This is a genomic window from Lampropedia hyalina DSM 16112, assembly GCF_900129055.1.
In the GTDB taxonomy this organism is placed as follows: Bacteria; Pseudomonadota; Gammaproteobacteria; order Burkholderiales; family Burkholderiaceae_C; genus Lampropedia; species Lampropedia hyalina.
In genome coordinates this window covers 1-26,642 of sequence record NZ_FQUZ01000004.1, presented here as the reverse complement: position 1 = coordinate 26,642, position 26,642 = coordinate 1, and the positions used below count along the sequence as shown (strand labels likewise).

At 60.7% G+C, this 26,642-nt stretch carries 18 protein-coding genes and 1 tRNA gene; 3 read left to right on the top strand and 16 right to left on the bottom strand.

What is annotated here, in order from left to right; genetic code table 11:
* Positions 1-33 precede the first annotated feature (33 nt).
* The 14 genes from BUE21_RS14325 to BUE21_RS02235 all read right to left on the bottom strand — a co-directional run bounded on the left by BUE21_RS14325 (position 34) and on the right by BUE21_RS02235 (position 21,989).
* The gene (locus BUE21_RS14325) at positions 34-933 is read right to left on the bottom strand and encodes a HupA family protein (protein WP_143164380.1); all 900 of its coding nucleotides are present in this window, start codon (positions 931-933) and stop codon (positions 34-36) included.
* A 66-nt stretch (positions 934-999) separates the two neighbouring features.
* A complete protein-coding gene (locus BUE21_RS02295) occupies positions 1,000-3,363 on the bottom strand; it encodes a PKD domain-containing protein (protein ID WP_159435789.1) in 2,364 nt (787 codons plus the stop codon).
* Between the two features lie 168 nt (positions 3,364-3,531).
* The gene (locus BUE21_RS02290; protein ID WP_159435788.1) at positions 3,532-6,285 is read right to left on the bottom strand and encodes a TonB-dependent receptor; all 2,754 of its coding nucleotides are present in this window, start codon (positions 6,283-6,285) and stop codon (positions 3,532-3,534) included.
* Positions 6,286-6,572: 287 nt separating this feature from the next.
* Entirely contained in the window at positions 6,573-7,724 is a 1,152-nt protein-coding gene (locus BUE21_RS14885; protein WP_234971023.1) for a FecR family protein, read from the bottom strand.
* Positions 7,725-7,898: 174 nt separating this feature from the next.
* Entirely contained in the window at positions 7,899-8,405 is a 507-nt protein-coding gene (locus BUE21_RS02280; RefSeq protein WP_073354463.1) for an RNA polymerase sigma factor, read from the bottom strand.
* 127 nt (positions 8,406-8,532) lie between these two features.
* Positions 8,533-12,180 (bottom strand): exodeoxyribonuclease V subunit gamma, encoded by a 3,648-nt coding sequence (recC, locus tag BUE21_RS02275; RefSeq protein WP_234971022.1) that lies wholly within the window; start codon positions 12,178-12,180, stop codon positions 8,533-8,535.
* Positions 12,181-12,233: 53 nt separating this feature from the next.
* The gene (locus tag BUE21_RS02270) at positions 12,234-13,484 is read right to left on the bottom strand and encodes a phenylacetate--CoA ligase family protein (RefSeq protein WP_073354251.1); all 1,251 of its coding nucleotides are present in this window, start codon (positions 13,482-13,484) and stop codon (positions 12,234-12,236) included.
* Positions 13,485-13,531: 47 nt separating this feature from the next.
* The gene (locus BUE21_RS02265; RefSeq protein ID WP_073354248.1) at positions 13,532-14,341 is read right to left on the bottom strand and encodes an ABC transporter ATP-binding protein; all 810 of its coding nucleotides are present in this window, start codon (positions 14,339-14,341) and stop codon (positions 13,532-13,534) included.
* Positions 14,342-14,393: 52 nt separating this feature from the next.
* Complete coding sequence (locus BUE21_RS02260) at positions 14,394-15,722, bottom strand: ABC transporter substrate-binding protein (protein WP_073354458.1); 1,329 nt, start codon at positions 15,720-15,722, stop codon at positions 14,394-14,396.
* Positions 15,723-15,840: 118 nt separating this feature from the next.
* Positions 15,841-17,169, bottom strand: a complete 1,329-nt coding sequence (locus tag BUE21_RS02255; protein ID WP_073354245.1) for an ABC transporter substrate-binding protein — start codon at positions 17,167-17,169, stop codon at positions 15,841-15,843.
* Positions 17,170-17,214: 45 nt separating this feature from the next.
* A complete protein-coding gene (locus BUE21_RS02250; protein WP_073354242.1) occupies positions 17,215-18,291 on the bottom strand; it encodes a branched-chain amino acid ABC transporter permease in 1,077 nt (358 codons plus the stop codon).
* A 24-nt stretch (positions 18,292-18,315) separates the two neighbouring features.
* A complete protein-coding gene (locus BUE21_RS02245; protein ID WP_073354239.1) occupies positions 18,316-19,245 on the bottom strand; it encodes a branched-chain amino acid ABC transporter permease in 930 nt (309 codons plus the stop codon).
* 19 nt (positions 19,246-19,264) lie between these two features.
* Positions 19,265-20,050 (bottom strand): ABC transporter ATP-binding protein, encoded by a 786-nt coding sequence (locus BUE21_RS02240; protein ID WP_073354236.1) that lies wholly within the window; start codon positions 20,048-20,050, stop codon positions 19,265-19,267.
* A 1-nt stretch (position 20,051) separates the two neighbouring features.
* Complete coding sequence (locus BUE21_RS02235) at positions 20,052-21,989, bottom strand: AMP-dependent synthetase/ligase (RefSeq protein WP_073354233.1); 1,938 nt, start codon at positions 21,987-21,989, stop codon at positions 20,052-20,054.
* Between the two features lie 225 nt (positions 21,990-22,214).
* On the opposite strand from BUE21_RS02235, the gene BUE21_RS02230 reads away from it, so the two are divergent.
* On the top strand, positions 22,215-22,916 hold the full coding sequence (locus BUE21_RS02230; RefSeq protein ID WP_073354230.1) for a Crp/Fnr family transcriptional regulator: 702 nt from the start codon (positions 22,215-22,217) through the stop codon (positions 22,914-22,916).
* Positions 22,917-22,936: 20 nt separating this feature from the next.
* Here BUE21_RS02230 and BUE21_RS02225 read toward each other — a convergent pair.
* A tRNA-Arg gene (locus BUE21_RS02225) sits at positions 22,937-23,013 on the bottom strand.
* Positions 23,014-23,224: 211 nt separating this feature from the next.
* Here BUE21_RS02225 and BUE21_RS02220 point away from each other — a divergent pair.
* Complete coding sequence (locus tag BUE21_RS02220) at positions 23,225-24,937, top strand: NAD+ synthase (protein WP_073354227.1); 1,713 nt, start codon at positions 23,225-23,227, stop codon at positions 24,935-24,937.
* A 133-nt stretch (positions 24,938-25,070) separates the two neighbouring features.
* On the opposite strand, the gene BUE21_RS02215 is transcribed toward BUE21_RS02220, so the two are convergent.
* Positions 25,071-25,919 (bottom strand): 3-hydroxybutyryl-CoA dehydrogenase, encoded by an 849-nt coding sequence (locus BUE21_RS02215; RefSeq protein ID WP_073354456.1) that lies wholly within the window; start codon positions 25,917-25,919, stop codon positions 25,071-25,073.
* 424 nt (positions 25,920-26,343) lie between these two features.
* Between BUE21_RS02215 and BUE21_RS02210 the strand changes: the two genes are divergently transcribed.
* Positions 26,344-26,642, top strand: a 299-nt coding sequence (locus BUE21_RS02210) for a helix-turn-helix domain-containing protein (protein WP_234971027.1), incomplete at its 3' end; no start/stop codon positions are given.

Below are 26,642 nucleotides of genomic sequence, written 5' to 3'. Positions count from 1 at the left end.
GCCCTGCTCTTACAGTCTTTCAGGAATGAAAGCTCAGTTCTTGCCGCCGAAGGAAGCAACGTAAGCATCGCCGGAAGTACTATTTGCGATACCGGCAATGGTGCTGTTGCCAGCACCGACACCATTACCGTAGAAATGGCCGCTGGAAACCCCGGAGCCACTAGCACCAGCACTACTGCTGTAAGTTGAAGTTCCATTGAAAGTACCTGGGCCATTGGAACTGAAGTCGGTGGCACTGATTCCCAAAGTGTGCACAGTGCTTGAACCCGTGTTCGTACCACTCAGCGTGCCAGTCACGGAAACATAACTAGCCACATACGACAACGTACCAGTCAAAATGACTGGATCGTTAGCAGCCGTTCCTGGAGTCGCCAACAAGCCACCAACCGAGTAGCTGGTATTCGACGCTGGCACAGCATAGCCGGTCCGGTCTCCGACATGGTAGGCAGCATGGTTGTGAGAGGAGCTACCAGGATTGGTTGCAAGGCCAAAGTACACATCTTCGCCAGCCGAAGGAATCCTGACCCAGTTGATATGAGTCGTGACAGTACCGCCCCCAGGAGCGGTGTGTGTGTAACCAGGGAGGTAATAGTGGTTGAAGCCAGCAACAGTATCAACAAAGCGGCTCGATGTGGAAATACCGTCCAGGTCGATGTAGTTGCTTCCATCTGGTGAGACACCGGGATAGCCTGGTTTGTGCGGACCAAAAGGTTGTGCATTCACGTTTGAAATACCCACACTGATGATGCTGGAGGCTGTTGTACCTCCGTCCACGTTGGTTGTTTGCGCCTGTGTGACGCCAAAGGTAGCGAGCATTGCTGCTGCAATCAAAGTTTTACGCATGGTAAGTGCTCCTAAAAATGTGTGCATGGCACACGAGGTTTGCTGAATATCTCCCCTTTGCCATTGCTGGCATTGGGAAGACAGATTCATCGTGGCTCGACTTGGCAGAGTCAATGCTCTGCTTCTTGATTTCAAATCACGCGTTATTGGTTGTTATCAGTCTTGAGCGAAGTGCCCTATACGGAAGGTGTAATTCTCCTTTTCCGCGATGCGGAAGGTTCCTGTGAACTGGTAGTCGCTCAGAATCTTCTGCTGACGTGTAACTTCGTTTTTGTACTCGTTGCTATGGCTACCGAACTGCGATGCTATTTCTCGCAGCTTCTGTGGCAGTTCCGCTTCGTTCGGCAACAAGGGGCGATGCCAAACGAATTCCACGGTCTGGCCTTTGCGGATAATTTGCCCGTTTTGCAGGCCACGGAAGCTTGGCAAGAGGCTGTTGTCCGTCGAAGACGTGACCAAGTCGGTGATGGTGTAGTCACGATCAAAGGCTGTCAGGCGATACCAGAAAGTAGTGAGGAGGGAGCCTTCTGGCAGGAAGCCTTGATGGACGACTAAAGGGAAGAAAAGCTGCGAATAGGAAGGCGGATTCCCACCGGGGCCTGACGCATCATGGCGCGTAGGGGTGCTGGCGCGTTCCAGTAGCAAGCTTGTAAAATCTGCTCGGTTTACAACCGAAAAACTCTGACGCAGAGGTTCGGAATTGGCCACACCATCGCTGACGAGAGCTTCGATTTCGTAGTCACCGGGTGTTTTGATGGTGCCCAGTGAAGCTTCGACAAGTGTGCCTGGTGACGTTGAATTGGAACGGGGCTGGATATCGCTGCCAGGCTGTTGGATAGGGGTGATGATGAAATACAGTGGGCTGTCCTGATCCGGGTCGAATGCCCGGAGCCAGACGGTACTGCCATAGGCGGTCGACCCGCTGTCATTCAGAATTACAGGCTGGTCTGTCGCAGGTTTGCTGTTGCCAGCCCCGAATGGTGAGAAATAGGCCACCACCGGCGGGTTGTTCTTTGCCTTGGCGAAGGCACTTACGGTGTCGTACGGGCTTGCGTAGTTGGTAGCACCACGCGAGTCAGTTACCTGAAGCCGGGCAGCATAAACGCCGGGGCGGTCGGCTACCACAGAGGCCAATGCGCTGGTTGCATTCTGCAATACGGCGTTGCTGCCATCAGGGCGATCAACCAGCGTCCATTGGTAGGCGATCTGATCGCCATTGCGGTCGGTACTGCCGCTTCCATCAAAGGTGATAGTCTCACTAACCATCACTCGGGCAATATCCACTTTGGTACTGGGGTTTGGGGGTGCCGTATTGGCACCAATCTTGATAGTGACTTTCTCGCGTACAGGAGCACTGCTTTCCTGACCATCATTGACAATCAACTCAACTTCATAAGTACCGACAGGAAGGTCTTTGCCCATATTCGCAGCCCAGAGGGTTCCGCCGGGCTGCTTGTCATTAGGTGTAGCCGTGTTCCACCAGACCCATTGATAGGTCAGCGGATCACCATCGACATCGTAGGATAGGGTGGCGGCTGGGAAAACGTAGCCCCCATATTCAAATTCGATGGGATTGCCTGAACCGATGACAGCCACCGGCGGAGTATTGGCTGCACCTTCGGGTCTGGTGACCTTGACGATCACCCGCTGGGTGGCAGCGACGCTGGCATCGTAGACGGTGAAGTCGATGTGGTAAGTGCCAGCAGCATCGGGAACAAATTCGGCCATCGCGCTGTTTGCGTTGCGCATGGAAGGGTTGGCTCCATAGGGAATGGACACACCGCCGTTAGCAAGAGCACTGGGGAAGCTCCAGCGGTAGTTGAGAGCATCGCCATCGGGGTCGCTGCTGCCACTGCCGTCCAGCACCAGGGCTTTGCCGCGCACGGCCTTGACGATGGGGCTGCCATTCAAGTCATGTTCCGTGCCTTCAGGTAGGTCGATCGAGATGACAGGGGCACTGTTTGAGGTATTGACGGTGATGGTGGCTTCGGCCTCGCTGCTGCGCTCACCGTGGCTGACCTTCAGCCTGGCTTTGTAGATACCGACTTGCGAGGCAAGGAAGCTGGCGGTAGCGGTGTCGGTGCCTTGCAGTTCTGCGCTGTCGCCATCCGGGCGTTCCGTCAGGCTCCATTGGTAGCGGAGTTCGCTCTTGTCCACACCCGTCGGCGGATTGCTGTTGCTGCCGTCCAGCGTGATGGTGGTACCCAGCAGCACGCCCTGGGTTTCAGGGCTGATGACGGCTAGCGGGTTCGGGTTGGTGGCGGTGATGGTCACGCGGGTGCTGTCGCTGCTGGCAGTTCCGTCATTCACGATCAGCGCAGCGATGTATTCGCCGGGCAGGTCGGGGGTGAAGCCGGGCTTGGCATCGGTGCTGCTGGAGAGTTCCGCTGTGCTGCCGCCGGGCTTGCCGGGCAGGCTCCATTGGTAGGTGATGGCCCCATTGTTGGGGGTGGTGCTGCCACTTCCATCCAGCGTCACCAGCGTGCCGATGGGCACGCGGCTCTGGTCGGCGTTTGCCACGGCAGTGGGTTTCTGTACGACAGGCGGGGTATTGCCGCCACCGTCGTCACTGCCTCCGCCACCGCAGGCGGCGAGGAACAGGGCGGTTCCCAGCCCTGTCAGTAGATGGCGCATTCTCAAGATAGGCATGGTTGTCAATCTCCTTGGTGTACTGGTGAAAATGGAGTGTCAGAATTGCAAGGTCACACCCAGGCGAGCGGTGCGGCCAGGAGCAGGAATCAGCCCCAGGCTGAGCGCGTCGAGGTAGTAGCGGTCGGTGAAGTTGTCGAGGTTGAAGTCGATGCTGACGCGATCACTGACCTTGTAGCTGGCAAAGAAATCGAATGTGCGGTAGGCATGCCAGGGCACTACCTTCAGGAAACCGTGGTCGGTGTCGTCGTTGTATTGCGGGGTGTTGTTGCGCTGGCCCATGAAGATGCCGCGCACGCCCAGCACCAGTTTTCGTTCCAGCAGGCGGGTTCCAAGAGTCAGGTTGCCATGCCAGTTGGGCGGCACCATGTTGTTGATGTAGCTGTTGGCAATGCCGTAGTTGTTGCACTGGTAGATGCGGTAGCTGCCGGTATGGCAGATTTCGATCCGGTTGTATTTGGTGACACCAAATTCGGTGAAGATGGCTCCCATGTCGTAGGAGCCAGAGAGTTCAATCCCACCGAATGCCGCGCTGTCGATATTGCGCATGGTGAAGCCCATGAATCTGTTTTCATCCACGCCTTCTTCCCACAGATTGGGTGAAGTGCGCGTGAGGTAGTCACTGGTGTGGTTGCGGAAGTACGCAAACTTCAGGCGTAGCTTGTCACCGCTGCGCAGAAGGCCATCCTTGAGGAAGTTGATTCCGATTTCCTTGTTCCGGGCATGCTCCGGGTTGAGGCTGATGTCAGGTCTGGCACTGAAGGTACTCTCGAATAGGCTGGGCATGCGATAGGCTTCGGCATAGCGGCCGTACAGTTGCAAACCACTGTTTCCCGGTTCCCAGGTCAGGCTGACGATCGGGGCTGTGCCGCTTCGCTTGTTGTGATGGGGCAGAGGGTCGCAGGTACCATCACCATCGGTGTCCACGCAACGTGGGCTGGTGGGATCGAAAACCGTCTGGAGGTCAAAAGACTTGAAACGCGTGTGCCGCAGGCCCGCATCGAAGGTGATTGAGGGCGTAGGCTTGTACTGCCAGGCAGCGAAAGCACTGTATTCATCGCGGTCGCCATTGTTACCTGCGGGACCTCCAGCTCGTTGTGTACCTTCAGGAAGCACGTAGCGCACATCTTCTGATTGCACGGAAAGGCCATAGCGCAACTGGCTTTCTCCCCATCTTCCGGGGTGATGCAATGTGCTGGTGTTGGTCACGTCCAGACCTGTGCGACGGTATTCCTGGCGCGTACCTTCGTCCAGGTCGTCGCTAAAAGGATTGTTGTTGCTGGCATCGGTGAAGGTGTGCCAGAGGTTGGCGCGCAAGTCGATGAGCGGGTTTTCAGATGGGTTCCAGCGGTAGCGGCTGGTATAGGTGTCCACGGTGACATCACTATCGTATGGCTGCGAAACCGGATTGAGGCCACTGAATCGCAGAATTTGTGAAGGCATAAGCTCGGCGTAGGCACTGCTGTAGCGCAGGTAGCTGAGTTCCAGTTCCTGATCGGCGGGCAAGAAGGCTTTGGCTTTGAGCATCCCGGACTTGCTTTGGAAATTGGAGCCTGGGATGCGCTCACCCCCTTCAAAAATGGTGGCCCCCTGAATGGCAGGGCGCACCTCGGTATAGAACGGGAGCTTGCGGGTGTCTGAAACATCCATCCACGCGGTAGGGCCATGCTTGCCCGCGTAGTAGTTGCCTTGGCGACGCTGTGCGTAAGCGGCAACGAGGTCAATGGTTTCCAGTCGTTTGGCTGCGGCAACACTTCCAGCCCAGTTCTTGAAGTCGAAGGTGCTGGGGCGATTGCGGCCTTCAGGATGGCCCCATTCGTTGGGCAGCGCGGGAGTACAGATACTGGGGGTGACGCAGTCGGTGCGATAGACGTGTCCAGAATCTCCGGGCCTCCCCATGAACAAGCCAGCAGATGTACCGGGTGCAACAGATGCACCGCTGTTGTTGCCAATGGCCTGACCGCGCAGACGCAAGCCGAAATCCTTGCCGGGCTGAACGATGTCATCGGCATTGATGGTGCGCATACTCACCAGGCCGCCGGTGGCACCGGTTCCTTCGGCCGACATGACTGGCCCTTTGTCGATCTGAATGCCGCCAATCAGATCGGGATCAATGTAACTGCGCGAAGCCACACCGCTGTATCCCCGGTACACGGTCGTTTCCTGCCGTGCGCCATCGACCAGGATGGGCACGCGGCCCTGCCCCTGCATGCCGCGTATGTTGATGTCCAGCCCACCACTGTTGCGGTTTTCGCCTACGAGCACGCCTGTGGCTCCCTTGAAGATGTCGCCCACCGAGGTACCCCGGGAGCGTTCGATGTCGTCGCGGGTCATGACGCTGGTGGAACGCGCCACGCGATAGGCATCGTCTTTGGCTGGACGATCCAACTCGGCCGGTGCCACTACCACCACCTCATCCAGTGCAGCAGCCAAGAGGCTCTGTGGCACTGCTTCGCTGGCTACCGCTGGCTGCTTCAGGCCTGCGGCAGGACTGGCTTCTTCCAAACGGACGCTACCTTGTTCATCCATGCGATGGCGCAAGCCGGTTCCGTGCAGTAACCGGCTCAATGCCTCGTCGAGCGTGAAGCGGCCTGCAAGCCCTGTGGTTTCGATCCCGGCCAGCCGCCGTGGATCAAAAACAATGCGTACCTCTGCAATAGCTCCTGCTCGCAACAGGGCCGTTCCCAAGTCGGAGGCGGGGATCGTGAATGGCTGGCTGGTGGAAGTCTGCTGCCGCGCTGATGGCTGCATCTCTTGCGCATGGGCCGAGTGCAGCCATACCATGCTGGTCATCAACACCGCCGCAGTCAGTACCGTACTTGGTTGGATGGTGCATGTCCCAGCAGGACTGGCACCCCCTGCTGGAACAGCACATCGATTTCCTGTCATCTCGCGTCTTTCTGTATTTCTGTGTTCTGGTTGCCGATACCAACTGGATGGGGTATCAGCAATTCCTACTCAGAAGACGTTTGACAAAAATAGAAAGAGTAATGAGAAAGAAGATTTTTTATATTTCAGATAAAAAACAGAACCTGCCACAGGGATTTCTGCCTGTCTGCCACCAATCGCGGCAGACCCGCTCAGTGCAGCAGTGTCACCATGGGAAGCTGAAGTACCTCCAATCCGAGTTCGGCGGCAATGGACTGCAAGGCCTCTTCGGTATTGTTGAGTGGCACAACTGCGCTAATGGGCCTGCCAGCCAATGCACTGCGGGCGAGTACGATACGACCACGCTGGTAGCGTTCGAGACGGGCGATCACATCTGACAGGGGTTCATTGTTGAAAACCAGCAGACCACGTTGCCATGCGAGTGCCTGAGAGGCATCCCTGGTTTGCACGGTCTCCAATCCGCGGTGGTCGTAGCGAATGCTCTCGCCAGGCGATAGCACCACGGCTTGTGCGCCAGCCAAGTCACCTGCTGCCTTCAGGCTCACTTCCACCTGGTGTTCAATGCCTGTCACCCATGTTTTTTCTGGCAGGCGTTCCACTACGAACTGCGTGCCAAGGGCGCGCGTCTGTCCTTGTCCAGCCTCGACGATGAAAGGGCGTTCTCCCGCCTGGGCAGTGCCAGTCGATGTGGCACTGAAAAATGCCTGCCCCCTGAGCAACTCGATGCGCCGTTCACTGCCGTCGTAATTCACGGCAATGGCACTGTCGGCCCCCAGTTCCACCAAAGAGCCATCATCCAGAAGAATACGGCGTGTTTCTGCCATACCTGTTCGATGATCGGCCAGCATGGCGATGGAGGGATCACCCCCAATCCAGACCGCGCCCATCACCCATACCAGGAGCATGGCACCCAGCCATGCTCCAGTACGTCCTGTGCGATTCCAGGAAAACCAATGACCTTTTGAGGCATGGTCTTTTCCTGCCGTGGATGCCATGTCTCCACCATGAACAGGCTGCACAGCAGGCAAAGGAGCAAGCAGCTGCGGCATATGCCGCAATTGTGCGGCGAGGTTCCAGCTTTGACTGGCCCGTGCGTATGCCTGCCGGTGGGCTTGCGAAACCTGCAACCATTGCTCAAACATGGCCTGCCTCTGGGGCCAGTCCTCAGCCTCCTGGGCAATCACCCATTCAACGGCCTGTGTGTCGATGGAGTCATCCAGCCCGGTGGCAGAGCCATTTTGCTGGTCACGGTTGTTGTTGCGGTTTGCCATGTTGTCAATGTGGGGGTTGTTCTTTGAAAAGGCCTGGCAATCAAACGATTTCTTCTTTTGCAACGCACTCAAGGTCTTGGTACACAAGTGCATGAAAATGCCATGCACTTCATGGTTGTGCCCAGAGCACGAACACGCTTTTATACAAAGAAGACGTTTGAAGCCATCCTTCCAAGTAACAGTCTGTGGAGAAGTGGTGTTTCAGGGACGTGACGTGCCACAGTGGATGGGGTAGTTTCATGGAATTCAGTGCGTCTTCATGTGGTCCATGACATGGCGCAACGCTTTTGCCAAATGCTTTTGTACGGAACTGACAGAAATGCCAAGCTGCTCGGCCACCTCCCTGTAGCTCATTTCATGCACACGGTTGAGTATGAAGATTTGCTGCGTCAGTTCTGGTAGTTCTGCAAGACAGGCAACCAGCAAGCGCAAGCGTTGCTTGCCTGCGGCAATCTGCTCTGGCCCTGGGTTGGGATCGACCATACCGATGGCATCCATTTCTTCGTGGGTGAACGGATCGGTCTGCCGGGACTGCTGCTGACGGGCCATGTCCACCAGGATGTTGCGCGCCATCTGGAACAGGTATGCCCTGGGATTCTCGACCGGATGCGCGGCCGCATGATCCACATACCGCAGATACAACTCCTGCACGACATCTCTGGCCTGATCCGCCTCCTGCATCTGCTGCGTCAGCCAGGCCAGCAACTCCTGCCGGTATCGAAGAAAAACGGTATGGGAAGATTCCTGGCTCATGGAAATTTCTTTGAAACGCGCTTGTGCGAGAACCCCGCTTGCCATTCTTCCAATAGAACGAGAATCTGAACGGCAAAGTCAGTACCACAGCAAATGGAAGCCACGCTTCCACATCGTGGTTGTGCAGCTATCGATCATACGGCACGATGCGAACGCACTGCTGCGTCCACTGGCGCACCGGCTCCAGCATGGCTTGTGCCAGTGCCTCGAAACGTCCGTCGGTGTTGAGGTGGGTGAAGTCGGGGTAGAAGCGTGCCAGATAGGGGTTGTCCTGCACTTCACCGCGTTGCTGATAAGTGCCTTCGTAGCGGGAGCGGGCCGTGGCCAGGCTTTGGTGTGCTTCTGCGCCGCCTTCCTCTGTGCGTTCGCGTGCGGCCAGCCAGGCGAAACCGGTCTGGGCAGCCAGCGGCAGGGGTTGTTGCAGACCCTGCGCGGCCTGTTCCAGCATCTGCGCCAGCCACAGGCGTGCCTGTTCCGCATCCAGCGGGGTGATTTCCAGTGTGGCATCCAGCCCGATCAGGCGGCTGTGCAGGGCGGTATCGGGCAGGCAGGCGGCCACGACCACGGCCTGCACCCATTCGGGAATCAACGGCTCCAGACGCAGCAAGGGCTGGGGACGGTTGCGGTTGGCAGGCTGGTCGATGCAGCGGGATGGCTTGACATGCAGGCGCATGCGTTGGCCCTGGGCGGTGGCATCGGCAGATTCATGCACGCCTTGCAGCCAGTCCTGCACCTGCCATTGCGGGTGGCGGGCATGCGTGTATTGCAGGCGTTGGCGTTCGCAGGCTTGCGGCCATTGTTGCAGGCTCTGTACCCAGCGTTGCAGCAGCGGATCGAGCAGTTCCAGCCATTGCGCCTGCAAGTCTTCGCCCATCTGGTGAAGGGGCAAGGCTCCGGCCAGTGCCTGCCGCTGCAATGCCTGCCGTGCCATGTCCTGCAATTGCGCGGGGCTGGCTCCGGCGCGGGCGTGGGGTTGCAGGGTGTGCAGCAAGGCATTCCATTGCGCCCAGCGTTCCAGCCCGGCAATGGCCAGTGGTTCCTGGTCGGGGATGGCTTCGGGCAGGGGCTGGTAGTGCAATTGCAGACGCTGCTGTGCCCAGACTTTGACCGGGTCACGCCAGAAGCTGCCCAGCCCGGCCAGCGTCCAGACAGGCACGTCCAGCGAAGCCGATGCCGTGGCCGATACCGCATCCACCACGCTGGCGGGTGAATCGCCCTCCGACTGGTGAATGGGCCGCCATTCGCTGGCCCAGGTCTGCCAGCGGCTGCCCTCCTCGAAGTAGTGGCTGCTGAAGGGCTGCAACGGAGAGGCCAGCGTGCGCTGCTGCACCACGGCTTCGCCCCAGCCTGCGGTGAGGTAATCGCGCAACTGCGCCACCAGCACCGAGGGCGGACGGGGGCTGTTGTCGCGCACATTGCGCCCCACCCAACTGATGTAGAGCCGATCGCGTGCCGACAGCAAGGCTTCCAGCATGAGCTGGCGGTCGTCCTGCGCACGGCGGCGGTCGCCGGGGCGCACCTGACCGGGCAGAGCCATCAAGTCCATGTCCTGCCGCATGCTCTTGCGCGGGTAGTCGCCATCGTTCATGCCCAGCAGGCAGACGATGCGGAAGGGAATGGCGCGCATGGGCATCAGCGTGCAGAAGGTGATGCCACCGGCATGAAAGCGTTGCGTGGGCGCGGGGTTTTTCAGGCCGTCCAGCCAGGCATGGCGTGCCACTGCCAGCGGCAGTGCTGCCTCGAAACCCGCATCGGCGGTCACATGCAGCCAGTCCTGCAAGGCCTGCTCCAGCAGGGCCACGGCTGCCAGTTCTTCTTCGGTGGTCGGCTCCAGAAAGTCCGCCAGCACGCTGCGCCAGCGTTGCGCCCACACGGCAGGGCTGGCAGGGGTCTGGAGGGTCTGGCTCCAGTGCTGCAAGCGGTGCAGCAACTGCGCCAAGGCTCCCACATGGGCAGCGGCCAGCCCGCCAATCTCTGCATACGGCTCGATGCCATCGAAGGGCTGCGCTGCACTGAGAAAGCCCAGCACCATGCGTTGCAGGCCAAACCAGGCACTGTTGTGCTCACCCACGGCAGGCAGGCCCAGGGCGCGGCGGTGTGCCGCGTCCAGCCCCCAGCGGATGCCACTGCCCTGCATCCACGCCTGCAACTGCGCCACGGCATCGGCATCCAGGCCGAAACGCCGCGCCACGGCTGGCACGGCCAGCAGGTCGCCCAGTTCGCTCAGGCCCGCGCGCTGGCAGGGCAACTCCGCCAGCCACTGCACGGCCTTGAGCAGCGGACTGGCTGCCTGCGCTCCCATGTCGGCAATGTCGAAGGGGATGTGGCGGGCATCCTCCGGCGCGTACTGCCCGAATACCGCCTGAATCAGCGCGGCATATTGGGCGATGTCGGGAACCATCACCACGATGTCGCGTGCCTGCAAGCCCTCGTCGGGGCGTGAGTGTTGCAGGCAATCGAGCAGGTGGTCGTGCAGCACTTCCACCTCGCGCATCGGGCTGTGTGCCACACGAAACAGCACGGAATGATCGTCGAGCGGCACGGCAGTGGCGTGCCCGGCATGTTCGGCCAGCGGAACCAGATCGCGGATGCGCTGCTGCACCTGCTGGAGCAGGCTGGCATCGGGGCGGTCGTCCTCGTCGAAGAAGTCGATGCGGGCCAGCCCCATGCGCTCGGCGGCCTGTGCGGCTTCGTCGAAGGCTTCCAGTTGGCGCACATGGTCGCGCACCTGCCGTCCCCAGGCCACCAGCAGCGGATGGGCATGGGCGTGCATCTGCGCCATATCGAGTGTCGCCAGCGGCTGCGCCCCGCGCTCGGCATGTCGCGGCTGCGCGGCCTTGCGGGGCATTCGCTGGAACAGCTCGCGCCCGTCCAGTGCGTCGCTCCAGTAGAAGCGGCAGGGGTTGGGCACGGCCAGCAGAATCTGGCAACGTGCGGACAACGCCCCCAGCAGCTCCAGCACCGGCGCAGGCAGGTGCGTCATGCCAAACAGCACCACCCGCCGGGGCACATGCTGGGGGGCGGCCATCTGGCCTGTCTGCAATACGTCCAGCACCCGCTGGTGCAGCCGGGGGCGAATGGCCTGCCGCTGCGCCACGGGCAACTGCGCCAGCAGATGCCGCCACAGCGCGGGCTGCCACTGCTCCTGCACCGGAACCCGCGCCACGTCCGGGGGGAGGTGCCGTGCCAGCGACCGGGGCACAGGCTGGGCAGGCATGATGTCCTCGCCATCGCGGCCCTGCTCCCAATGCACCAGCCAGTCGGGCCGATAGACCTGGTACTGATCGAGCAGATCGGCCATTTTCGATGCCAGAAAATACCGCTGGGTGAGGGCATCGTCCCCGCCCTGCCCGCCTCCATCCAGCAACTGGCCGATGCCCTCCCACACGCCGGTGGCTCCCTGCTGCACCAGCGTCGGCAAAAGCTGCATGGTGTGCCAGAGCGTGGAGGCTTTATCCAGCGGCGTATGGCGCGGCACTTCGGCGTAGCCCAGCACATGGCGGTACATCTGCCAGGCAAACCGCCCCGGCAACTCCACGCGCACGGCCGCGCTCACCCCCAGGGTCTGCGCCAGTTCCATCTTCACCCACTCGGCCATGCCGTTGCTCTGCACCAGCACCACCTCCTGCTCCAGCGGCCCCAGCGGACACCGCGCCATCCACGCTGCCAGCGTCTGCGCCAGCACCTCCAGCCGGTTGCCATGCAGGGCCACCATGCCGGGGGCAACGACCGGTCTGGTGGCAGAAAAGGATTTGGAGGACGGCGCAAACATCATGCGGATATTGTCCCCCGTCCAGGGAGAAACAGCTTCAAAGCGGGAACAGGTTCTTACTGGTAGCTGCGTGCGTCCTCGATGACCTTGCCGTCGTTGGGCAGGCTGCCCGGTGGCACGATCTGCACCTCGCCGCGCAGTTTGGTGACTTCACGAATCACATCGGCAATCTGTCCGGCCAGATTGCCTGCGGGTTCGCCGGTTTCCACATGCAGGGTCATGCGGTCATTGGCCATTTCACCGCTGACGATCAGCCTTGCCTTGACCACCTGCGCAAAGCGTTTGGCGATTTGCGCCACCTGCCCCGGATGCACGAACATGCCGCGCACCTTGGTGGTCTGGTCGGCACGCCCCATCCAGCCCCGGATGCGGGTGTTGGTGCGGCCCGTCGGGCACTGGCCCGGCAGCACGGCAGAGAGATCGCCGGTGCCGAAGCGGATAAGCGGGTAGTCCGGGTTGAGCGTGGTGACCACCAACTCGCCCACCTCGCCTTCGGGCACGGGTTCGCCGGTGCCGGGGCGCACGATCTCGACGATGACGTTTTCATCGAGCACCAGCCCTTCACGCGCCTGGGTTTCGTAGGCGATCAGCCCCAGGTCGGCGGTGGCGTAGCACTGGTAGGCATCAATGCCCCGGGCCGTGAACCAGTCGCGCAGTGAAGGCGGGAATGCTTCGCCCGACACCAGTGCCTTGGTCAGGCTGCCGATGGGAATGTTCAGCTCGGCGGCCTTTTCCACCAGCAGTTTCAGGAAGCTGGGGGTGCCAGCGTAGCCTGCGGGCCGGAGTTCGGCGATGGCCTGCACCTGCTGTTCGGTCTGGCCGGTGCCGCCGGGAAAGACCGTGCAGCCCAGTGCGTGTGCGCCGGTTTCCATCATGGAGCCAGCCGGGGTGAAGTGGTAGCTGAAGCTGTTGTGTACCAGCTCGCCCTGCCGAAAGCCTGCGGCACGCAGGGCTCGCGACAGTCGCCAGTAATCGGAGCGCGCGCCTTCGGGTTCGTAGATGGTACCGGGGCTGGCAAACACCCGTGGCATGTCGGGGCCGAAGCCCACGCTGGCAAAGCCGCCGAAGACGTTGTCGGCACGACCGGCCTTCTGCCGCTCCAGCAGTTCGTATTTGCGCGTGACGGGCAATCGGGCCAGTGCCGCGCGGTCGGTGATGGCGGCGGCATCCACTCCCTGCAACAGGGTGGCAAATGCGGTCGTCCGGCTCTGTGCATGGGCAATCTGCCGGGGCAAGGCGGCCATCAGGGTGGCTTCGCGCTCGGCACTGTCGCGGGTTTCGAGGGAATCAGTGAGGTTTTGCGTCATGTGGTCTCATCAGGTGGCTTGAATCGGGATTTGGAACGTGCGCGCCATCAAGCCAGCCAGCGTTTGCGACGCTTGTAGCTCTTGATGTCGCGGAAGCTCTTGCGGCCATCGCCGCCCACGCCCAGGTAGAACTCTTTGACATCGGAGTTGTTGGCCAGATCGTGGGCCTTGCCATCCATGACGATGCGGCCCGATTCCATGATGTAGCCATAGTCCGCGTACTTGAGGGCCATGTTGGTGTTCTGCTCGGCCAGCAGGAAAGTGACTTTTTCCTTGGCATTCAGGTCTTTGACGATGTGGAAGACCTCATCGACGATCTGCGGTGCCAGGCCCATCGACGGTTCGTCCAGCAGCACGATGGACGGATTGGTCATCAATGCGCGGCCAATCGCGCACATTTGCTGCTCGCCGCCGGAGGTGTAGGCCGCCTGCGAGGTGCGGCGCGTCTTCAGGCGCGGGAAATAGTTATAGACCTTCTCCAGATTGGCCTCGATCTCGGCCTTGCTGGTGCGCGTGTAGCTGCCGGTCATCAGGTTTTCCTCGATGGTCAGGTGGGCGAAGCAGTGCCGCCCTTCCATGACCTGCACCACGCCCCGCCTGACCAGGTCAGCGGGCGAGAGGTTCTCGATGCGCTCGCCGCGCAGTTCGATGCTGCCCTTGGTGACTTCGCCACGCTCGGCCTTGAGCAGGTTGGAGATGGCACGCAGCGTGGTGGTCTTGCCCGCGCCGTTGCCGCCCAGCAGTGCCACGATGCCGCCTTCGGGCACTTGCAGCGAAACGCCCTTGAGCACAAGGATGACGTGGTTGTAGATGACTTCGATGCCATTGACGTCGAGAACAATTGGGGGCTGGCTCATGGGGTCGTCTCCTGGTGGGTTGAATGTGTGGCTGCAAACCGCAAGCGGCCCGTCAGTTCGTGCATTCCGCGTCGGTGCGCGGTGTGATGTTCTTTTCCCTGGCGTAACGTCCAGCAGTTTCCTGCACCAGACGATCCAGCAGGTTTTTGTCGGCCTCGAACCAGTCGGTGGAATACACCCATTGGCGGCCATCCCAGGTGTGGATGCGCGCGCTGCGCGAACCGACGTGATCCTTGCAGGAGGTCTTGATGGGGCTGAGCATGCCCGAGAAGCCCAATGCGTCCAGCTTTTCGCGGCTCAGGTTCAGGTTCTCCAGCCCCCAGCGCACCTGTTCGCCGGTCATGGCCTTGCCGACCCCAAACTTTTCCTGCGCTGCCCGCACGCCCTCCACACCCAGTGCCGCACTGATGACCCCGCGCATGTAGAGCACATCGCCCACTTCCGTGCGCGGGCCGGTGCCTTGGCCCTTGCCATGCACTTTTTCCAGAATGTCCTGAATGACCGGTGCACCGCGATCGGCACTGTGGTGCAGGGTGATGGCGTTATAGCCCTTGGCATCCTCCCCCATGGCGCGCACGTCCGGCTCGGCCCCGGCCCACCAGACGCCATAAATCCTGTCGCGTGCGTAGCCCGTCGCCTGGGCCTCCCTCAGCGCAGTGGCACTCATCGCGCCCCAGCCGTAGAGCACCACATAATCGGAATGGGCATGGCGCACTTGCAGCCAGGTGGATTTCTGGTCTGCACTCGCGGCAATCACGGGCAACAGTTGCAGCTCGAAACCCAGCTCCTTGCTGCGTGCCTGCATGACCGGCAGGGCTTCCTTGCCGAAGGGGCTGTCGTGATAGACCAGCGCAATCTTCTTGCCCCTGAGTTTCTCCAGCCCGCCTTCGCGCGCGCCAATGGCCTGCACGATCACATCGGTGGCCACCCAGTAGGTTCCGGCAAGCGGAAAGTTCCAGGGAAAGACCGAACCATCGGCACTTTCGCTGCGCCCATAGCCCACGGTGACCAGTGGAATCCGGTCCACCGGTGCCTTTTCGGACAGCGCGAAGGTCGCGCCGGTGGTCAGCGTATGAAAGAGTGCCGCACCGCCGTGCCGGCCCTTCAGACGCTCATAGCATTCGACGCTGCGGGCCGTGTCGTAGGCGGTTTCGCACTCCTCATGGATGATGGGCACGCCATTGATACCGCCTCGTGCATTGACCAGTTTGTAGTAATCGGCAATGCCATTGGCAAACGGAATGCCGTTGGTGGCATACAGTCCGGTGCGGTAGGTCAGGGTCGGGAAATATTGCTCCTGCGCAACGGCAACGCCGCCGGACAGTGCACCGGCACAGGCCAGGCCCGTCAGGGCTGCGGCAGTCCATGTACGAACTTTCATGTTGGTCTCGTCTTTCAATGGCGTGGTGGAACCGTGGCCCGCGCCGGAAATGGCCATCCCCGGCGCGAAGGGTGCCGCTGCCGGGAACAGCCGTCCCGACAGCGGCTTTCATGAAGCATCAACTGCCGCAATCGGCCGGCTCACGGCGTGGCAGCTTCTTCTCGGCCAGATAGGCATCGGAGCCGGTCTTGATGAGCGAACCGAGGATGGCTTCGTCGGCCTTGTACCACTCGGTCAGGTTGCCCCACTGCTTGCCATCCCAGGTGTGCACGCGGGCATTGACCGAACCCATGTGGTCGGTGCAACTGGTCTGGAGCGGCAGGATGATGCCCTCGAAGCCCAGTTCCTTGATGCGCGCTTCGCTCAGGTTCAGGTTTTCCAGACCCCAGCGCACCTGCTCAGGGGTCATGACCTTGCCCTTGCCAAACTTCTCCTGCGCAGTGCGGATGGCCTCCACCGTCAGCATCTGGATGAGCACCCCGCGTGTGTAGATCACCGCGCCGACTTCATCCCGGCTTCCCGTGCCCTTGCCCTTGCCATGCACATGCGCGAGGATTTCCTGCATCACCTTGCTGTCCTGCCCGTAGCCATTCAGTGCCAGTGCCTGATAGCCCTTCGCGCCTGCGCCCACATCGCGCACATCGGGTTCGGTGCCGGCCCACCACACGCCGTATATCTTGTTGCGGGCATAGCCGGTGGCCTGCGCTTCCTTGAGCGCGGTGGAGTTCATCACCCCCCAGCCCCACAGCAGCACATAGTCTGGACGGCTCTGGCGCACCTGCAACCAGGTGGATTTCTGCTCCACACCGGGGGCCGTCACCGGCAGCAGTTGCAGGTCGAAGCCATGCCGTTTTGCACGCTCCTGCAACAGCGGAATGGGTTCCTTGCCGAACGGGCTGTCGTGATAGACCAGCGCGATTTTCTTGCCCTTGAGCTTGTCCAGCCCGCCCAGCTCCTTGCCAATGTGCTGGATCAGGATGTCCGCACCCGTCCAGTAGCTGCCCAGGAACGGAAAATTCCACTTGAAGGCAGAACCGTCCTGCGAAATCGACAGGCCATAGCCCACGGTGATGAGCGGAATCTTGTCGGTGGCCACCTTCTCGGTCAGCGCAAAGGTCACGCCGGTCGATTGCGGGTCGAAGATCGCCACGCCAGGGCGGCCCTTGAGACGCTCGTAACACTCCACGCCCCGGTCGGTGGCATAGCCGAATTCGCATTCCTCGTAGCTGAGCTTCACGCCATTGATCCCACCATCGCGCTCGTTGATGAGCTTGATGTAATCCTGCTTGCCATTGGCCCACGGAATGCCGTTGGGCGCATACGGGCCTGTGCGATAGGACAGCAGCGGGATGAACTGCTCGCTCTGCGCCTGTGCGGCGGGGGCAAAGCCTGCCAGCGCGGCGGTGATGGCAGCCGTGGCAATCAGGGTGGTCTTGAGTCGCTTCATGGTTTGTCTCCTTTTATGGTCTGGGGGGTTGAAGCACAGGGGAAATCAATGAGGGAACGGCCAGATGCGCAGTTTCTGCTTGGCGGTGGCCCAGAGCTTGGCCAGGCCGTGCGGCTCGACAATCAGGAACCAGACGATCAGCGCGCCGAAGATCATCAGTTCCGCATGTGACACGCCCGCCGTGGAAATACTCATGCCGAACAGGCCAAACAGCCAGGGCAGGAACTGGTTGAGGAAAATCGGCAACACCACGATGAAGGCCGCACCGAAGAAACTGCCCATGATGGAACCCAGCCCACCGATGATGACCATGAACAGCAGGCGGAACGACACTTCCACCGAGAACGCTGCCGGCTCCCACGCGCCAAGGTGAACGAACGCCCACAGTGCGCCAGCCATGCCGATGATGAAGGAGCTGACCGCAAACGCACTGAGCTTGGCGTACATCGGGCGGATGCCGATCACGGCAGCGGCCACATCCATGTCGCGGATCGCCATCCATTCGCGGCCAATCGCACTGCGCACCAGATTCTTGGCCAGCCATGCCACCACCACCAGCAGCGTCAGGCAGAACAGGTAGCGCGAGACGGCACTGTCCAGCGGCAGGCCCAGCACATTCAGGTGGCTCACCGATACCGAGCCGGAAGGGGAATCATTGGTGAACCACTTGATGCGCAGGAACATCCAGTCCGAAAAGAACTGTGCCGCCAGCGTGGCCACCGCCAGATAGAGACCGCGCACCCGCAGCGACGGCAGTCCAAACAGGATGCCGAAGAACATCGCGCACACTCCGCCCAGCACGATGGCCGGAACCAGCGGCATGTTCGGCACCCGCACAAAGAAGTTGTACGCGCCGTAGGCCCCCACGGCCATGAAAGCCCCGGAGCCAAGCGAAATCTGCCCGCAATAGCCCACCAGGATATTCACGCCCAATGCCGCCAGCGACATGATGACCAGCGGAATCAGGATGGCGCGAAACAGGTAATCGCTGGCAAAGGCCGGCACCACCAGGAAAATCACCGCCAGCAGCACGACCATCGCCACGCGATCCTGCCGGATCGGAAAAATCTGCTGATCGGCCCGATAGCTCGTCTTGAACTGGCCGTTTTCTCTATAGAACATATCGATGTCTCCTTAATCCAGCGGTCAGACGCGATCAATGATTTTTTCGCCAAACAGGCCCTGCGGCCGGAACAGCAGGAACACCAGTGCCAGCACATAGGCAAACCAGATTTCGATGCCACCGCCCACATACGGGCCGAGATACACTTCCGAGAGCTTCTCGCCCACGCCGATGATGAGGCCGCCGATGATGGCACCGGGCACCGAGGTCAGCCCCCCCAGAATCACCACCGGCAGGGCACGCAGGGCTACCGTCGTCAGCGAGAACTGCACACCCAGCTTGCTGCCCCAGATCATCCCGGCCACCAGTGCCACCACGCCCGCCACGCACCAGACGATCACCCAGATGCGGCTGAGCGGAATGCCCACCGACTGTGCAGCCTGGTGGTCATCGGCCACGGCGCGCAACGCACGGCCCGTGCCGGTCTTCTGGAAGAACAGCGTCAGCAAGGCCACCAGCGCGGCAGCGATCACCGCCGCAATCAGGTCTTCCTTGTTGATCATCACGCCGCCATCGAACACGGACTCCATCATGAACACCGGGTCCTTGGGCATGCCGATGTCGATGCTGTACACATTGCTGCCGAAGATGGTCTGGCCCAGGCCATCCAGGAAGTAGGTGATGCCCAGCGTGGCCATCAGCAGCGTGGCCGCCTCCTGATTGACCAGGTGGCGCAGCACCAGCTTCTCGATCAGCCAGGCCACCGCGAACATGCACAGCGCGGCCACTGCAAACGCCAGCACATTGGCGACGATGCGGTTGTCGAAGCCCAGCCAGCCGGGAATCCACTCGGCAAAGCGGGCCATCGCCAGCGCGGCGAACAGCACCATCGCGCCTTGCGCGAAATTGAACACGCCCGATGCCTTGAAAATCAGCACAAAGCCCAGTGCCACCAGCGAATACAGCATGCCCGTCATCAGGCCGCCGAACAGGGTTTCCAGAAAAAATGCCATGTTGCGTCTCCGTTTTCTGTCAATGCCCCGCGCCCAGATAGGCCCGGATCACTTCCTCGTTGTCGCGCACCTCGTGCGGCGGGCCATCACCGATCTTCTTGCCGTAGTCCAGCACCACCACGCGATCGGAAATATCCATCACCACGCCCATGTCGTGTTCGATCAGCACGATGGTGGTGCCGAACTCCTCGTTCACGTCGATGATGAAGCGGCTCATGTCCTGCTTTTCCTCCAGGTTCATGCCCGCCATCGGCTCGTCCAGCAGCAACACCTGCGGCTCCATGGCCAGTGCCCGCCCCAGGTCCACGCGCTTTTGCAGGCCGTAGGGCAACTGCCCCACCGGGGTCTTGCGGAATGCCTGAATCTCCAGGAAGTCGATGATCTTCTCGACGAATTCGCGGTGCCGGGTTTCCTCGCGCTCGGCCGGACCGATGCGCAAAGCCTGCAAGAGAATGTTGCTTTTGATCTTCAGGTTGCGCCCCGACATGATGTTGTCGATCACGCTCATGCCCTTGAACAGGGCCAGGTTCTGGAAGGTGCGCGCCACGCCCATTTCCGCAACCTGCCGGGAATTCATGTGCGAGAACGTCTTGCCGCGAAACGTGATGCTGCCTTCGGAAGGCGTATAAACGCCATTGATGCAGTTGAGCATGGAGCTTTTGCCCGCGCCATTGGGGCCGATGATGGAGCGGATTTCGTGCTCCTTCACATTGAAGGAAATATCCGTCAGGGCCTTGACACCACCGAATCGCAGGCTGATGTTCTGGATGTCGAGGATGACCTCGCCGGTTTTTCTTGTGCTCATCTCATGCCGCCTTTCTTGCCGCTGCGGGGAAGGTCTTGGCTTCCAGAATCTTCAACGTGGCACTGACCGATCCGGTGCGCCCGTCCTCGAACTTCACCAGCGTCTCGATGAACTGCTCGTGCTTGCCGCCATGAAGCGCGTCGATCAGCACCGCGTACTTCTCCGCCACGAAATTGCGGCGCACCTTGCGGGTGCGGGTCAGCTCGTCGTCATCCGGGTCCAGCTCCTTGTGCAGCACCAGAAACCGCCGCACCTGCATGTCCTCCATGCCTTCCTCGCCCGCCAGGTCGCGGTTGATCTGCGTCACGCACTCGGCAATCATCTCCAGCACCGGCGGCTTGCCCGCCAGATCGACATACCCGCCATACGGCAGGTTGCGCTTCTCGGCCCAGTTGCCCACCGCCTCATAGTCGATGTTGATGAAGGCCGTCACCTCGTCGCGGTTGTGGCCAAAGCACACCGCTTCCTTGATCTGCGGGAAGAACTTGAGCTTGTTCTCGATGTAGTTGGGCGCGAACATGGCCCCGTTGTTGAGCTTGCCCACATCCTTGGCGCGGTCGATGATGCGCAACTGGCCATCGTGGTCGATCACACCGGCATCACCGGTCAGGAACCACCCATCGGCATTGATGACTTCGGCGGTGGCATCGGGCCGCTTGTAGTATTCCTTGAGCACCGACACGCCCTTGACCAGCACTTCGCCGTTGTCGGCAATCTTCAGCTCAATGCCCGGTGCTGCCTCCCCTACCGTGTTGAGCTTGACGCGGCCATTCTGTTGCAGGCATACATAGGCACAGGTTTCCGTCTGCCCGTAAAGCTGCTTGAGATTGATGCCGATGGAGCGGTAGAACTTGAACAGTTCCGGCCCGATGGCAGCCCCCGCCGTGTAGGCCACGCGGATGCGCGAAAAGCCCATCACATTGCGCAATGGCCCATAGATCAGCACATTGCCCAGCGCGTACTGGATGCGGTCGAGAAAAGCCACCGACCGGCCATCCATGATGTCCGCCCCGCAACGCCGCGCCAGTTCCATCGAGCGGTTGTAGAGCCAGCGTTTGAGGCCGGAGGCATCCTCCATGCGAATCGATACCGAAGTCAGCAACCCCTCGAAGACACGCGGCGGCGCAAAATAATACGTCGGGCCGATTTCCTGCAAGTCGATCTGCACCGTCTCGCTGGACTCCGGGCAATTGATCGTGAACCCCGCCACCAGCCACTGCGCAATCGAGAACAAATGATCGCCCACCCAGGCCGGTGGCAGATAGGAAATCACATTGTCGCTGCCGCTCAGACCATCGACCTTCACGCCCCCTTCGGCGGCACTGGAGAAACTGCGGTGCGTCTGGCACACCCCCTTGGGCTTGCCGGTGGTGCCCGAGGTGTAGAGGATGACGGACACATCATCGGGCTGGCCCTCCCTGACCCACTGGTCGTACACACCCGGATGCTCCTGGTTCCAACGCTCGCCCAGTGCCATCAGCTCGCGCACACTGAGCAGGCACGGCTGGTCGTAGCCACGCATGCCGCGCGGATCGTCGTACACAATATGCTGCACATTCGGATTGGACTCCCGAATCTCCAGCAGCTTGTCCACCTGTTCCTGATCTTCGGCAAAGACGATATGCACATCGGAATCGGCCACCACATAGCCCATTTCCGAGGCCACCGCATCCTGGTACATCGGAACCGGCACGGCCCTCAGACTTTGTGCGGCCAGAAACCCCATGTACAGAAACGGCCTGTTGCCGCCCACCAGTGCGAGGTTCTGCCCCTGCTGCAAACCCAGTGCCGCCAGCCCGCAGGCCAGGTGACGGACATCGCGTGCCACCTTGCTCCAGTCCCAGGTTTGCCAGATGCCATACTCTTTCTCGCGCAAGGCAGGGGCATGCGGGCGTTGCTGCGCGTGCTGCAACAGCAGGCGCGGAAAAGTTGTCTCCATACCGTCTCCTTTTTTTGTGGGAAGGCCAAGCCGCCCCTTGGGTTCAGATGGTATGGGTTGCTTTGACGTTTTTTTGTCTTTATGGCGACAATCCGGGGTATTCCCTTTCTAGGTATTTCCCTCGAAAGACCCACAAAAAAACCAGACTCCGCCGCAAGAAACCACGAAAAAGGTATCGCACAGACAGAATCCGGGGGTGATTCGCCCCTCAGGAGAAACGTCCACATGCCCGGCCCAGCCAACCTGTTCAAGACCCGTCGCAGTCCCACGGTCGAGGAACTCGACAGCATCCCGTGGCTGCGCACGCTCAAGCCATCAGACCGGCAGGTGATACAGGAATCCCTGGAAGTCGGCGAGGCCCTGAACGGAGACTACATCTGCCGCGAAGGCCGTCGCGTACGCTACTGGCTCGGACTGGTGGACGGCCTGCTGAAAGTCAGCAACGAACACAGCGATGGCAGCACCATCACCTACATGGGCGTGCCCCCCGGAAGCTGGTTCGGCGAAGGCACGGCACTCAAGCGCGAGTGCTACCGCTACGACGTTCGCGCCCTGCGCCGCAGCATCGTGGCGGCCCTGCCACTGGAGCAGTTCCACTGGCTGGTGGACAACTCGATCGAGTTCAACCGCATCATCATGTACCAGCTCAATGAACGGGTCGGGCAGTTTTTTGCCAGCCGGGAAACCGACCGAATATCCAACCCGGAAGTGCGCGTGGCCCGCACCCTGCTGGCCCTGTTCAACCCCATACTCGCACCGGGCGTGGGAGAAAGCCTGCGCATCACACAACAGGAACTGGCAGACGTGGTCGGACTGTCCCGCCAGCGGGTGAACGAGGCATTGGTCTATCTGGTGCGACAGGGACTGGTGGAAACCCGCTACGGCAGCCTGCGGATACTGGACATGCCCGGCTTGCGGACGTTCTAAGAACGTGTTATCAGGGAATGTGGCCTGCCAGGCAGGACTCGAACCTGCTACCTACTGCTTAGAAGGCAGTTGCTCTATCCGGATGAGCTACTGGCAGAGAATGGAGAAGACGACAGCGGCAAAAACCGTGTGTTCCCTCATGGAGGCGGTGGACACATGCCACGCTGTGTCACCCACCCTTGCCTTTTTGGCAAGCCCGCATCATACCAGCCCTGTGTGCCGGGCAGTGGCACCGAACGGGGAAAGAAGCGCGCGGCAGGGCAGTCCCGGCGCGATAATGGCCTCCTGTTTTTCAGCCACTGACTACCATGACCGCCTCTACCCCACCCGCTGCGGATTTTTCTCTTTGTGTCGCCCAGCTCAATCCCATGGTGGGAGACTGGCAGGGCAATGCCGACCGGGCCATCGAAGCGGCCCACCAGGCCTGGGAGCGCGGCCACCAGTTGCTGGTGTTCCCGGAACTCTTTCTGTGTGGCTACGCCGCCGAAGACCTGTACCTGCGCCCGCATTTCTTACTGGATGGCGCGGCCGCACTGGATCGCATCGTGGCAGCCAGCCGCGACTGGCCGGGGTTGCACCTTGTCATCGGCCACCCGGAAGCGGTAGGCACATGCCCGGCTCCCAATGCCGATGCAGCCGATGCCCCCAGCCCGCCCCCCATCTGGAATGCCGCCAGCGTGATTCGCCAGGGAGAAGTGCTGGCACGCTATCGCAAACAGGCCCTGCCCAACTATGGCGTATTCGATGAAAAACGCTATTTCGCTGCCGACCACCGCGCCTGCGTCACGGAAATCGCCGGCCTTCGCATGGGACTGCTGATCTGCGAAGATGCATGGCTGCCGGATGCCGCGCAGCAGGCACGGGATGCCGGAGCCGACTGGCTGCTGGTTCTGAATGCTTCGCCCTTCGCGCTGGACAAACCCGCCCAGCGCGAACGCATCGCACAGCAGCGGGTGCAGGAAACCGGGCTGCCAGCGGTGTACGCGCACATGGTGGGCGGACAGGACGAACTGGTGTTCGACGGACACTCCTTCGCGCTGAATGCCGATGGCACGCTGGCAGGCCGCGCCGCTGGTTTTGCCGAAACGCTGTGGCCCCTGCAAATGCAACGCACCTCCACCGGCAAGCGGCAATGGCAGGGCGACATCACCCCGCTGGCCGAACCGCTGGCGCAACTGTGGCAGGCACTGGTGCTGGCCACGCGCGACTATGTGCAGAAAAACGGCTTTCGCAACGTGCTGCTGGGGCTGTCGGGCGGGCTGGATTCGGCCCTGGTGCTGGCCATTGCCGTGGATGCACTGGGAGCCGAACAGGTGCGCACCGTGATGATGCCCTCACCCTACACCGCATCCATCAGCCTGCTGGACGCGCAGGAAATGGTCGAACGCGTGCAGGTGCAGCACGACGAAATAGCCATTGCCCCCGCCTTCGAGACCCTTCAGGAAAGCCTGTGCCCCTTGTTTGGCGACCGCCCTGCCGATGCCACCGAGGAGAACATGCAGGCACGGGTGCGCGGCATTCTGCTGATGGCCCTGTCGAACAAGCTGGGCAGTCTGGTGCTGACCACCGGCAACAAGAGCGAACTGGCCATGGGCTACTGCACCCTGTATGGCGACATGTGCGGTGGCTTCGCACCTCTGAAGGATGTGTTCAAGACACGGGCGTTTGAGCTGGCGCGCTGGCGCAACGCACATGCGTTCGCCGGGGGCGTGGAAAACCCGATTCCCGAACGCATCATCACCCGCCCACCCAGTGCCGAACTGCGCCCGGATCAAACCGACCAGGACAGCCTGCCACCCTACGAAATACTGGACGAACTGCTGCGCCTGCGCATGGAACAGGAAGCCACTGCCGAGGAGCTGGTGGCGGCTGGCTTTGCGCCCGAGCAGGTACAGCAGGTACTGCGGCTGTTGCGCCTGAACGAATACAAACGCCGCCAGGGCGCACCCGGCCCCCGGCTGAGCGTGCGCAGCTTCGGCAAGGACTGGCGTTACCCGATCACCAACGGCTACCGGGGCTAGCGCGTGTCATCATGGATGATGCGCCCTGGGGCATAAAAAAATCCCGAACGGCGCAAGGCCGTGCGGGACGATGGGAAAGAGGCTGGCAGGGCAGAACGCATGGTGCGATTCTGCCCTGTCCATCCCTTTTGACTCAATACTTGTACACGCCGTGGCCGGTCTTGCGGCCCAGGCGGCCAGCGGCCACCAGTTCACGCAGCAGGTAGGCGGGGCGGTACTTGCTGTCGCCCAGCTCTTCCAGATACACCTCCATGACGGCCAGACACACGTCCAGACCAATCAGGTCGGCCAGGGCCAGCGGGCCAATCGGGTGGTTACAGCCCAGCTTCATGCCTTCGTCGATGTCTTCCGGGCTGGCAGTGCCTTCGGCCAGTACCACGAACGCTTCGTTGATCATGGGAACCAGAATGCGGTTCACCACGAAGCCAGGGGCATTCTTGACGGAAATCGGCGACTTGCCCAGCACCAGTGCGAAAGCCTTGACGGCATCGTGGGTGGCATCGCTGGTCTGCACGCCACGGATGATTTCCACCAGCTTCATCATGGGCACAGGGTTGAAGAAGTGCACGCCGACGAACTGTTCGGGCTTCTTGATGGAGGTGGCCAGCTTGGTGATGGAGATGGAAGAAGTGTTGGTGGCGATGATGGTTTCTTCGCCCACGATGGCATCGACCTGTTGCAGGATCTTGACCTTCAGGGATTCGTTCTCGGTGGCGGCTTCGATCACCAGCTGGGCGGCCTTGAGGTCAGCGTAGTCGGTGCTGCCCTTGATGCGACCCAGTGCAGCCTGCTTGTCGGCCTCGGTGATTTTTTCTTTCTTGATGAGGCGATCGAGGCTGCCGGCCACGGTGGCAATGCCCTTTTGCACGGCCGCATCAGAGATGTCCACCAAAACGACCTGCAAACCAGAAGTGGCCACCGCCTGGGCGATGCCATTGCCCATGGTGCCTGCACCGATAATTCCAACTGTTTGAATGCTCATGATGCTTTCCTTTTTGAAGTGTGAAATGGCCATAAAAAGTCCGGGGCGGCTTGGCTTCTTCAGCGTCACGCAGATGCCCGCCCAACCACAGACAGATCACGCAAGGTATTGATACGGGATACGAACCATTCGCAAACAATATCAATACAAACCCCCGAACTTTACACCATCGACAGGCCGATGTTTGCGGCACTGCAACATATTTATGCTGCGTGGAGATATCTGCCAGGCTCCATCAGGGCGATCGCCCTGCAAGCCCTGCTCCTGGAACTTACTTCAAAAATCAATAATATATAATTACAAAATGTTGGTTTTCAGAATTCTCGAATCCATACCAACAGACTGCACCGGTGCCCTGCAAGGGGCTTATAGATCCGGGCCATAAATAAAAAGAACTTATAGTCATCCACGTTGTCCTATGAGCATGGACAAAGATGACGCACGCCGACTCAGCCCGGCAGAGCAACATGAACGTCGCCGGCAGGTGATTCGTAGCTTCAAACGTGGCACCAACAAACGGCAAATTGGTCGAGATATTGGCCTGAGCTACTCGGCCGTGTGCACCACCATTGAACGCTACGAAACCGGTGGCGCAAAGTCCCTGGCCCCGCGCCAACGCGGGCGCAAGGTCGGCGAGCAGCGCAGCTTGAGTGCCCAGCAAGAGGCGCACCTCCAACGGCTGATTTGCGAGCGTCGGCCCGAGCAGTTGAAGATGGACTTTGC

Bases quoted from the DNA above. Each gene is read 5' to 3' on its own strand.
- BUE21_RS14325 (WP_143164380.1), bottom strand. From the start codon at position 933: ATGAATCTGTCTTCCCAATGCCAGCAATGGCAAAGGGGAGATATTCAG.
- BUE21_RS02290 (WP_159435788.1), bottom strand. From the start codon at position 6,285: ATGACCAGCATGGTATGGCTGCACTCGGCCCATGCGCAAGAGATGCAG.
- BUE21_RS02280 (WP_073354463.1), bottom strand. From the start codon at position 8,405: ATGAGCCAGGAATCTTCCCATACCGTTTTTCTTCGATACCGGCAGGAG.
- recC (WP_234971022.1), bottom strand. From the start codon at position 12,180: ATGATGTTTGCGCCGTCCTCCAAATCCTTTTCTGCCACCAGACCGGTC.
- BUE21_RS02270 (WP_073354251.1), bottom strand. From the start codon at position 13,484: ATGACGCAAAACCTCACTGATTCCCTCGAAACCCGCGACAGTGCCGAG.
- BUE21_RS02265 (WP_073354248.1), bottom strand. From the start codon at position 14,341: ATGAGCCAGCCCCCAATTGTTCTCGACGTCAATGGCATCGAAGTCATC.
- BUE21_RS02260 (WP_073354458.1), bottom strand. From the start codon at position 15,722: ATGAAAGTTCGTACATGGACTGCCGCAGCCCTGACGGGCCTGGCCTGT.
- BUE21_RS02255 (WP_073354245.1), bottom strand. From the start codon at position 17,169: ATGAAGCGACTCAAGACCACCCTGATTGCCACGGCTGCCATCACCGCC.
- BUE21_RS02250 (WP_073354242.1), bottom strand. From the start codon at position 18,291: ATGTTCTATAGAGAAAACGGCCAGTTCAAGACGAGCTATCGGGCCGAT.
- BUE21_RS02245 (WP_073354239.1), bottom strand. From the start codon at position 19,245: ATGGCATTTTTTCTGGAAACCCTGTTCGGCGGCCTGATGACGGGCATG.
- BUE21_RS02240 (WP_073354236.1), bottom strand. From the start codon at position 20,050: ATGAGCACAAGAAAAACCGGCGAGGTCATCCTCGACATCCAGAACATC.
- BUE21_RS02235 (WP_073354233.1), bottom strand. From the start codon at position 21,989: ATGGAGACAACTTTTCCGCGCCTGCTGTTGCAGCACGCGCAGCAACGC.
- BUE21_RS02230 (WP_073354230.1), top strand. From the start codon at position 22,215: ATGCCCGGCCCAGCCAACCTGTTCAAGACCCGTCGCAGTCCCACGGTC.
- BUE21_RS02220 (WP_073354227.1), top strand. From the start codon at position 23,225: ATGACCGCCTCTACCCCACCCGCTGCGGATTTTTCTCTTTGTGTCGCC.
- BUE21_RS02215 (WP_073354456.1), bottom strand. From the start codon at position 25,919: ATGAGCATTCAAACAGTTGGAATTATCGGTGCAGGCACCATGGGCAAT.